Origin of the sequence: Candidatus Chloroploca asiatica, assembly GCF_002532075.1 — a bacterium.
In the GTDB taxonomy this organism is placed as follows: domain Bacteria; phylum Chloroflexota; class Chloroflexia; order Chloroflexales; family Chloroflexaceae; genus Chloroploca; species Chloroploca asiatica.
The window spans coordinates 21,128-30,730 of record NZ_LYXE01000154.1 but is presented as its reverse complement, the minus strand read 5'-3'; the positions used below and the strand labels follow the sequence as shown (position 1 = coordinate 30,730).

Sequence of the window (9,603 nt, the reverse complement as noted above, 5' to 3'; positions counted from 1 at the left end):
CAGGGCACCCGCCAGGGCACCCGCCAGGGCACCCGCCAGGGCACCCGCCAGGGCACCCGCCAGGGCACCCGCCAGGGGTGCCCCTACAGGGCCGGGTCCGGTGTACGGGCACCCCTTGCGGGTGCCCTGGTGGGGTGCATGCACGGAAGATGCAATCGCCCTGCTGAAGGCGCTATGCCCTATAATGGGTGGCTCAGTGGCGAAGATAGAGAGGAAACGCTATGGACATGGTCTCTTCACGACCGCGCCGGGTGGTTCTGGATACTGATCCCGGGATTGATGATGCGCTGGCGATTTTGTTGGCGCTTGCTTCGCCAGAAATAGAGCTTGCCGGGTTAAGTGTCGTGCATGGAAATTGCCCGTTGTCAGATGCGGTGGCAAATGCGCTGGCCGTCTTACAGCTTGCCGGGCACCCACATCTTCCGGTGGCGGCTGGGTGCGTGCGTCCGCTGCTGCGTGAGCCGGTGACGGCACGGAAGACGCATGGCGGGCGTGGCCTTGGTTATGCCAGTTTGCCAGCGAGCCCGGTGGTGCCTGTGGCCGAGCATGGAGTGGATATGATCATCCGCGAGATCCTGGCTGCCCCAGGCGACGTAACGCTGGTGGCGGTCGGTCCGCTCACGAATGTTGCCTTGGCGTTACGCAAAGCGCCGCAGCTTGCCACTGCGGTGCATGAATGCATCATCATGGGTGGGGCGTTGCACGACCAAGGCAATACGACCCCGCTGGCCGAGTTCAATATCTATGCTGACCCTCACGCCGCGCAGATTGTCTTGAGTAGCGGGATGCCGATCACTATCATGCCGTGGGACATCACCAAGCAGGTGCGGGTCACAGAGGAGCAGGTGCAAGCCTTGCGTGCGCATGGTGGGCCTGTGCCCCAGTTTATTGCCGACGCAACCCGGTTTTATATGGACTTTCACCGTGAACATTTTGGGTGGGCGGGGTGTGCCATCAACGACCCCGCAGCTCTTGCCCTGGTCTGGTGGCCCGAACTCGCCGAACTCCGCGACCTCTATGTCACGGTAGAGACAGTGAGTGAGTTGACCATGGGCAAGACCATCGGTGATTTTCGGGGGTTAACCGGGCAACCTGCGAATGTTCGCTATGTGGCCCGGTTTGACAGTGCGGCTTTCATCGAACGTTTTCTCGCTCGTATGGCGGCCTTGAGTCGCCTGATCAGGTGAGTTGATCAAGCGGGAGGAAGATGGCTTCGGGGGTCACTTCGGCTTCCAGGGCGGGGCCAGTATCAGTCCAGTTCTGGCTCGCTTTCGTCATCGGAACCTCGGCGATGGTCATATCGTGGTCACAGGTAATCTGACAAGCGAGGCGGTACTGGCCCAGGAGGTTCCGTTCGCTCAATTTGGCGTATTCAGCGTGGGTCATCGTCGTCGGCTCACCGTCGGCAAAGGTCACACGACAGGTGGTACAACGAGCGTGCCCGCCACAACGATGTCCAATTTCGACCCCGGCTTGTTCAATTGCCACTGCGAGACGTGTCCCTTGCGCAACTTCGACGGTTGCCTCGCCAACCTTCAACATCGGCATACCAAAACCTCCAGCAAAGCGGTAATTATACAGTTTCAGGAATATGAGCAATATGGTTACGATATATTTACCGTACCACAGGACCTCTTCAGCGTCAACCCATTGGGCACGGCTTGTCTCGTAGGCCTTGTGACAATACGCGTGACAGGGCGTAGAAGTGATTGCAATGAGCTAAAAAGATACTTGAGGGCAGAAAGAAACATGTCTGGTGGGGAGATGGAACATATGACAACCTCTTTATATATGAGGCTTCAAATATTCAGAGACGTGAACTAGAATTATCAATGACTTTTTGCTATAATGCGCGTGAATATAACCAAAAGAGCGTGACTCGAGAACGAGAGGGCCCAAGGGCTCTTAGGTGATAGCCAACTGATGCCCGTAGCAGCAGATGGCTAGGTGACGCCAGCAAGAAGTAGGGTGCGCAGCAGCAAGACGCGGACCCGGAGCGTCACACAGGAGGGCGGACATGTCCACGAACGCCAATCTCTCACTCCATTGCCCGCGTACGATCGCAAGTGAAATGGAGACATTTCTCAGCGATGTTGTCCACGAGCATGGTCTGAGCACAAACACGATCACATCATACCGGTGCGATCTCCGCACAGCCGCAGCAATGATCGAGGCTCCACTCGAGGCGATTACGGCTGACGACATCAAGCAGTTTTTAGCCAGCCGCAATGAACAGCCGGGAACAACCAACCGGCGGATTGCGAGTCTGGGGCGGTTTTTTCGCTGGGCGGTCAAGCAAGGTCTGGCCTTGCACAACCCGGTTGAGCAGGTTCAAGCACGCTATCATACTGAACACCGTCCACAGCCTATTGCCAGCGAAGCCGAGCGGCGGGCCTTAGACAGTGCGATTGCCAGTTCATCGCAGCCGTACCGTTTGATCTTTATTCTTTTGCGCGAGATTGGGATTCGTACCGACGAGGTGCTCAACCTCAATGTTGGCGATGTCATTCTTGAGCCCGGACGCGAAGTGTTGCTGGTTCAGGATAGCAAGAGTGGCACCAAACGAATGGTGGTGTTGACGCCTGATGTGATGCCGCGTAGCCTCCGTGGGTTGCGGAGTTGGATGCGTGACATGGCCGAGACGCTTCCCCCTGAGACACCACTCTTTCGTTCATCGCGGGGCAACCGTGCGTCGTATGACACATTGCATCGCCGCTGGGTACAGGTCTGCAAGCAGGCCCACCTCGTCGACATCGAGGATGGCCGCGAAGTACCGCGGTACACGTTGCATCACTTGCGCCACACGGCTGCCGCCGAACTAATCGCCTTCTATCCCGAGCAGGTCGTACGGCGGATCCTTGGTCACCGTGATCCGCGCAGCACACGTCGGTACGCCGAAATCGTGCATGCACACCAGCTTGGTGGCGCAACGCAAGAGGAAGCCCAGCGTGAACAACAGGCTTCCTAACGCCTGTTGGTACATTGCTTCAGCCCACGCCAAAACCGCCAGCACTGCTGGCGGTTTTGGCGTGGGCTGAGGTATTTTAGCTAGGGCGGACACTCTTGGCGCTCTGGCTGCGCTGTTTCTGTTTCTGGTGAAATTTTCTTCACCAGAAAGGTAGATGTATTCTACCTGCGATCGCGTTTTCAGGGATTACAATAGAGGGACAGTCACACAGACCTGGTATAGAATCTTTACAGTGTTTTGCGAAAGTGCAACTCTTGCAATACCACGCATTGCGTGGTATTGTTCTGCAACACTGTGTACAATTTCCTTGTCCAGGAACCGAATTCCTCAGAGAGGAGGCGTTTGTATGGGCTACGCGGAACTTCACCGCCGCTCGATCGAAGACCCGGAGGGCTTTTGGGGGGAGCTTGCTGCTGAGCTTCATTGGTACAAGCCGTGGGATAAGGTGCTTGATGACAGCAAGGCACCTTTTTATCGCTGGTTTGTTGGTGGTGAGACCAACATGTGCTACAACGCCGTCGATCGGCACGCGCTCGGGCCGCGTCGCGGTCAGGCGGCTTTGATCTGGGAGAGTCCGGAGGTTGGGCAGTCGCGTACGCTTACCTATTTTGAACTCTACCGCGAAGTCAATCGCCTTGCTGGGGTTTTCCATAGCCTGGGGGTTCGCAAAGGTGATCGGGTGATCATCTATATGCCGATGGTGCCCGAGGCGATTTTTTCGATGCTGGCCTGTGCGCGCCTTGGCGCGATCCATTCGGTCGTGTTTGGTGGCTTTTCGATCACGTCGCTGGCGTCGCGCATTGATGATGCCGAGCCAGTCTTGATTGTTACCGCCGATGCCGGGATGCGCAAAGGTATGCCCGTTCCGCTCAAGGAGATTGTTGATCGTTCGATCGAGGCTGCGGATTCGGATAGTGTGCGTGATGTGCTTGTTCTGGATCGTGGGCTTGTGCCAATCGAGATGAAGAAGGGCCGTGATCTTGACTGGGCCGAGCAACTCGAGAAGCGTGGGATGCGCTACATCGAGCCAACCCCCGTGCAGTCGACTGATCCACTCTATATTCTCTATACCTCGGGCACAACCGGCAAGCCCAAGGGGGTCGTGCGTGACACCGGTGGGTATATGGTCGCCCTGCACGCCTCGATGAGCCACATCTATGATTGTGGTGACGGCGATGTCTACTGGTCGACGTCGGATATTGGCTGGGTCGTTGGGCATAGCTATATTGTTTATGCGCCGCTGCTCAAGGGTGTGCCGACGGTGGTCTATGAGGGTCGGCCTGACCATCCCGATCCCGGCGTCTGGTGGCGGGTGATCGAGAAGTATGGTGTGACCCACGTCTTTACGGCCCCGACGGCGCTGCGGGCGTTGCGCAAGTTCCCCGATCAGTGGATGAAGAATGCCGACATCAGTTCGATGCGGATTCTCTATGCCGCTGGTGAGCCGCTGGATGCGCCAACGTACGAGTGGGCCAAAAATACCCTTGGGGTGCCGGTGATTGATCACTACTGGCAGACCGAGAGCGGCTGGAGTATGCTCACGAACCCAGTTGGCGTCGAGCAGATGCCGGTGAAGCCCGGCTCGCCTTCGGTGGCGGCCTTTGGGCATAATCTGGAGATTGTTGACACCGATGGCAACTCGATCCCGCGTGGGGAAAAGGGCTTTTTGATTGAGCATGGCCCGTTGCCCCCCGGCATGCTGATGACGCTCTGGAATGATGACGATCGGTATCTGAAGAGCTACTGGGAGCATTTCAAGGGCAAGACGGTCTATATGTCGGGTGACTATGCGATCCAGGATGAGGACGGTTACTACTGGATGCTCGGTCGCGCCGATGAGGTCTTGAATGTGTCGGGGCACCGCCTGGGCACGCGAGAGATCGAAGAGGTTATTTCGAGCCATCCCGCCGTTGCCGAGGCAGCGGTGATTGGGGTTCGTCACGAACTCAAAGGCGAAGGTGTATTGGTGCTCGCGGTGTTGAAGCAGCATATTGCGGCTGCTGATCGCGACAGCATTTCGCGCGGTCTAACCCAACTGGTGCGCGAGAATATTGGGCCGATCGCTACACCTGATGCCATTCACTTTGTCAGTATGTTGCCCAAGACGCGCTCGGGCAAGATCATGCGCCGTGTGATGCGAGCCGTCTATCAGGGCGATAATATTGGTGATCTGAGCACGATCGAAGACGATGCCACCGTTGATATGGTGCGCGAGGCGGTTGATCTGCTCAAGGGCGATCTATAGTTGTGTGTTGTGGAACAAGGAGGTTACCCCATGACCGAGCCCCGCGATGTGGCAACGTACCATCACGATGAGGTTTTTACGCCGGACTCGTCAATCGTCGAACAGTCCAATGTGATGGCCTACGCCCGTTCCAAGGGTCTTTCGAGCTACGATGAGCTGTATCAGTGGACACTCGATAACAATGAGCAGTTCTGGGCCGATATGGCCAGTGAGTTGGAGTGGTTTGAGCCGTGGGAGAAGGTGCTTGATGATAGTGACAAGCCCTTCTTTAAATGGTTCACTGGTGCCAAGACAAACATTGTGCATAATGCACTTGATCGCCATGCCCGTTCGTGGCGCAAAAACAAGTTGGCGATCGTGTGGGAAGGTGAGGATGGTACCCAGCGCACCTTTTCGTACCATGCGCTGAACCGTGAAGTCAACAAAATGGCCAATGTGCTCAAGAGCGTGGGTGTGAAGAAGGGTGATATTGTCACCATCTATCTGCCACGTATTCCTGAGTTGCCGATGTTTATGCTTGCCTGTGCGAAGATCGGGGCCGCCCACAGCGTGGTGTATGGCGGTTTCTCTGAGGCGGCCCTGGCCGACCGCCTGGCTGATGCGCATAGCAAGGTACTGGTGACCGCCGATGGCGGCTTTATGCGCGCCAAGGTGATCGAGCTCAAGCAGATTGCCGATGAGGCGATGTCGCGTACGCCCACCGTGCAGACGTGTCTGGTCGTGAAGCGCACCGGCCACGAGGTCAATATGGAACTTGGCCGCGATCTGTGGCTGCACGAGTTGATGAGCCTGCCGATTGCTGGGGCTGAGTGCCAGACCGAAGTGCTTGATGCCGAGACACCGCTCTTTATCCTGTATACCTCGGGGACAACCGGCAAGCCCAAGGGTGTGGTGCATACCCACGGCGGCTATATGGTCGGTACCTATGCGACGCTCAAGATGGTCTTTGACCTGAAGGAAGAGGATCGCTACTGGTGTGCCGCTGATCCGGGCTGGATCACCGGCCATAGCTATATTGTCTATAGCCCGCTGTTGAATGGCGCGACGTCATTTATGTACGAAGGCGCCCCCAACTATCCCTTCCCTGACCGCTGGTGGTCGCTCGTCAATCGTCACTCGATCAGCATTCTCTACACGGCACCAACGGCCATCCGTGGCCTGATGCGCTTTGGAGAGGCCTGGCCTTCCCGCCACGACTTGAGTAGCCTGCGTCTGCTTGGCTCGGTTGGTGAGCCGATCAACCCCGAGGCGTGGAAGTGGTTCTACAATGTGATCGGTGGCGGCCGCTGTCCGATTATGGATACGTGGTGGCAGACCGAGACGGGCCATTTCATGATCACCCCGACGCCTGCTGTGCCGCTCAAGCCGGGCAGCGCAACGCGGCCGTTCCTGGGTGTCGAGGTTGATGTTATCCACGAGGACGGCTCGTCGTGTGGGCCCGATGAGGATGGGTTGCTGGTGATCAAGCGCCCCTGGCCTGGCATGATGCGGACGATCTTGAATGATCCGCAGCGCTATGTTGATACCTACTGGACGAAGGTTCCCGGCATGTATGCGGCTGGCGATAGCGCCCGCAAAGATGCCGATGGCTACATCTGGGTCATTGGGCGCCTCGATGATGTGATCAAGGTTTCGGGGTATCGCCTTGGCACGGCAGAAGTCGAAAGTGCGCTGGTCAGCCACCCGGCGGTGGCCGAGGCAGCGGCGATTGGTCTGCCGCACGAGGTCAAGGGCAATGCGATCCATGCCTTTGTCATTCTGCGGGCGACCTTTGAGGGTAGTCCCAAGCTCGAAGATGAACTGCGGAGCCACGTTGGTCACGAGCTCGGGCCGATTGCGCGCCCAGATCAGATTACGTTCGTCACTGTGCTGCCCAAGACACGTTCGGGTAAGATTATGCGGCGTGTGCTCAAGGCGCGTGCCCAGGGTCTGCCTGAGGGTGATGTGAGTACGTTAGAGGAATAGGGTTGCTTCTCGCCCATGCAAAAAAGCCAGCGACGCTGGCTTTTTTGCATGGGCGAGAGTTCTGTAAGCCAGCGTGGCTGGTTTACAAGTTGAGCATTAAATCCACGAGGATCTGACGATACGCGGGGCTATTGAGTTGAGCCCAGCGCTCGGGAAGTTCAGCGATGAGTTGGTGGCCGTGTTCTTCGCGCAGGGTCATATAGGCGGCGACCACGGCCCCGGTGGTGGCGTCGCGGCGATGCGGGGCGAGCAGGGCGCGGGCGACATCGAGGTCGTTGAGTTCACCGAGATGATCTTGGAAGCCGACGAGCGCGTTCACCGCTGTTTCAGCGCACTCACCGAGCGTATCACTGAAGAGCTCGAGTACATAACGCATGCGCTTGCCCTCGATGCGCATCATGTGGAGTTGAGCAATTTCGGCTGGCAAGCCACCCCGGTCGTAGGCGCGGAGGGCTTCGTAGTGCCGCCAGATCGTACTTCCACCGAGATCGCAGACGCGGGGTTGGTCGTCCCACTGGGTGTGATCATTCATCATCTGGGCGCAACGTTGGACAAACGCCGCGTGATCGTCACGGTTGAGGTGCTTGATCAGGGCGGCATAGGCGGCCTTGCGTTCGCTGCCGAGACGTTCGATCAGCGTACCAAGGCTGGGTTGCAACTCGGTGGGGAGTGACGCGGCCCGTCGGCTGAGATCGTCGAGCAAGACATCGCGGTCGCGGACGGCGCTTGCTTCGCGGGCAATGCGCCCGATGCCTCTGTTATACTTGCGCAGGTCGCTACCACTATAGACCGGGGCAAGCAGGCGGAGAATGGCGCGCAGGCGTCGCGTGGCCACACGGAGGGCATGGACGGCCTCGATGTCGGTATCGGCGCGAACATCGCGTTCAGCGAGCAACATCCGGCGAAGTTGACGTCGCAGCAAGACGCGGCCCAGTTCGGCCAGGGGCGTTGTCGCCTGCGCATACCATGGTTCGAGCAGGCCAGCTTCGCTTGCCTCGGGATCGTCGGGTTGTGCGATCAGCGCATCCTGGGCCTGCTCGGGTTGGGCCGCTTCTTCAGCCAATTGGAATCCGTGCGGCATTTCATCCCCAGCATGTTCAATCACCATATCGAGCGACTCACCAAAGACCCTGCTCCAAAGATCGGCCTTCGCGATGGCCCGTGCGCCATCCTCCTGGGCATAGGGGCCGGCGAGGTGCAGACAAAAGCCACCGGCGGTGCGGCTTACGGCGTGCAGCACGGTGGTTTGCGACTGGCTATTATCGAGGCCATCGGCCACCCGTAGGAGGGCTGCATAGTTTAGCGCCTCGGTGCGGGCTTTGTTGCCCAGGGCTAGATAGGCGGGTTCAACCTGGGGGCGCACCTTCTTGCGATGAAAGGCCACCTGTGCGGCCACAATCGCCCGTTCGCGTGGGGTAAAGCCGTCGGTCAATTGACCAAGGACAAGATCGCGGCCCACGAGATGATGCTCGGCAGGATTGGTGGTCAAGCCAACATTATGGAGCAGTGCGCCAACTTCGAGCAGATACCGTCCATCAGCATTGAGCGAGTACGGTTCGGCGGTGGCATCAAAAAGCGCAAGGGCCAGATCGGCCACCTGACGGGCATGAGCCCGGTCAACCTGATAGGTTGTCAACAGTACATCAATGCTCATAATCACTTTCCCTTCTACCAGTTACCTTTGAAGCACCCGCATGACCGTCATGCTGAGCGCAGCGAAGCATCGCTACGTTCCCCCGTGCGCAGACCCTTCGCTCGGCCTTCGGCTTTGCGCAGGGTGACCATGCGCCATGCCCAACGGTACATGATATTATGCGTGGGCGCGCAACTCGAGCGCACGCTGAAGCTTGGTGCGTGGTTCAGGTGTAAGCGTAATATGCAAGCTCAGGGCTGACGCAAGGGAGACCAGGTCTTCGTGGACACCTTCGCTGAGCAATTCAATTTCGAGTTCACTAAAGGGTTGCTCATACGTGCCAACACCGAGCACCCCGTGATCGAGGCAAATTTCGGCAACTGGCACACCCTCGCGCTGGGCATAGAGCACCTGGCGTTGGGTCTTAATGGTCACCGTTGGCACCAGCGTGGCGCCCCCAGTCAGGGCGAGGGTTAGTTCACGCGCTACTCCGGCGGGCCAGGTTGTGGGCTGGGGATTAGTGCCAGGGAACTCGAACTCAGAGCGGCGATGCACGCCATCGGCAGTTACTTCGGCGGGGCCTTTGAGTGTAATCAGTGAACGCGAGCCAACCCGGCGCACACGCAGGCCATAGCGCGCTGCAGTGAGGCGCGCATCAACGGTATCATAGTACACATTTTCTTGTTGTTCGGGGGCAGGGGCCGGGTCGAGACGATAAATACCCAGGTTTTGCAATGCGGCGACGATGCCAAGATCAGCGGCCTCCACACGATATTTTGCTTCAATTTCCAT

The 9,603-nt window shown here is 58.1% G+C and carries 7 protein-coding genes; 4 read left to right on the top strand and 3 right to left on the bottom strand.

Features of this window, described 5'->3' with window-relative positions:
* Nucleotides 1-221: 221 nt before the first annotated feature.
* Complete coding sequence (locus tag A9Q02_RS18575) at nucleotides 222-1,187, top strand: nucleoside hydrolase (protein WP_245860691.1); 966 nt, start codon at nucleotides 222-224, stop codon at nucleotides 1,185-1,187.
* On the opposite strand, the gene A9Q02_RS18570 is transcribed toward A9Q02_RS18575, so the two are convergent.
* The gene (locus A9Q02_RS18570; RefSeq protein ID WP_097654569.1) at nucleotides 1,180-1,548 is read right to left on the bottom strand and encodes a 2Fe-2S iron-sulfur cluster-binding protein; all 369 of its coding nucleotides are present in this window, start codon (nucleotides 1,546-1,548) and stop codon (nucleotides 1,180-1,182) included. The two genes, A9Q02_RS18575 and A9Q02_RS18570, sit on opposite strands and share 8 nt — an antisense overlap.
* A gap of 469 nt (nucleotides 1,549-2,017) precedes the next feature.
* Between A9Q02_RS18570 and A9Q02_RS18565 the strand changes: the two genes are divergently transcribed.
* The 3 genes from A9Q02_RS18565 (at nucleotide 2,018) to acs (ending at nucleotide 7,178) form a co-directional block, all read left to right on the top strand.
* Nucleotides 2,018-2,968 carry a tyrosine-type recombinase/integrase gene (locus A9Q02_RS18565; protein WP_245860690.1) on the top strand — a complete coding sequence of 317 codons (951 nt, stop codon included), beginning with the start codon at nucleotides 2,018-2,020 and terminating at the stop codon, nucleotides 2,966-2,968.
* Nucleotides 2,969-3,314: 346 nt separating this feature from the next.
* A complete protein-coding gene (prpE, locus tag A9Q02_RS18560) occupies nucleotides 3,315-5,213 on the top strand; it encodes a propionate--CoA ligase (protein ID WP_097654568.1) in 1,899 nt (632 codons plus the stop codon).
* 30 nt (nucleotides 5,214-5,243) lie between these two features.
* Complete coding sequence (gene acs, locus A9Q02_RS18555) at nucleotides 5,244-7,178, top strand: acetate--CoA ligase (protein WP_097654567.1); 1,935 nt, start codon at nucleotides 5,244-5,246, stop codon at nucleotides 7,176-7,178.
* Between the two features lie 82 nt (nucleotides 7,179-7,260).
* Here acs and A9Q02_RS18550 read toward each other — a convergent pair whose 3' ends face one another.
* Nucleotides 7,261-8,832: a CHAD domain-containing protein gene (locus A9Q02_RS18550; protein ID WP_097654566.1), complete on the bottom strand. Its 1,572-nt coding sequence runs from the start codon at nucleotides 8,830-8,832 to the stop codon at nucleotides 7,261-7,263.
* A 156-nt stretch (nucleotides 8,833-8,988) separates the two neighbouring features.
* Nucleotides 8,989-9,603, bottom strand: coding sequence for a CYTH domain-containing protein (locus A9Q02_RS18545; RefSeq protein ID WP_172451137.1), 615 nt, complete (start codon nucleotides 9,601-9,603; stop codon nucleotides 8,989-8,991).